Here is a 407-nt window from a genome sequence, read left to right as displayed (position 1 = left end):
GTCGGCGGCCTCGACCAGGGCGAACCGGCCGGGGTTCTCGGCCTGAGCGGACCGCACCAGACCCCACACGGCGGCCGTGGCCGGGTCCTGCCGCTCGGCGGTGAACACCAGCCGCGACCGGGCGAACCGCTCCCCGGCCAGCCAGGACCGCACCAGCCGCAGCGCCTCGGCGACGGCGGAGTGCACCTCACCGGCCGGGGTCCGGGTCACCACGTACGCGGGGACGGTGTCGTCCTCCTCGTCCAGCCAGACCCAGTCGCCGCCGGTACCGTCCCCGAGCACCGGCTCGACCCACTCCACCCGGAACAGGGCGTCGCGCAGCGCCCCGCCGTCCTCCAGTTGTGCGGTGGTGACGGCGCGCAGTGCGAGGGAGTCGATGGTGGCGACGGGGGTGCCGGTCTGGTCGG

General features: G+C 75.9%; 1 protein-coding gene. It reads right to left on the bottom strand.

Translation table 11 applies throughout. The annotated features are described in order from the left end of the window. On the bottom strand, window positions 1-407 hold a 407-nt coding region (locus VR44_RS40595), incomplete at both ends, for a SpnB-like Rossmann fold domain-containing protein (RefSeq protein ID WP_045952724.1).

This window comes from Streptomyces katrae (assembly GCF_000966975.1).
GTDB lineage: Bacteria > Actinomycetota > Actinomycetes > Streptomycetales > Streptomycetaceae > Streptomyces > Streptomyces katrae.
This window is presented reverse-complemented; position numbering and strand designations above follow the sequence as displayed.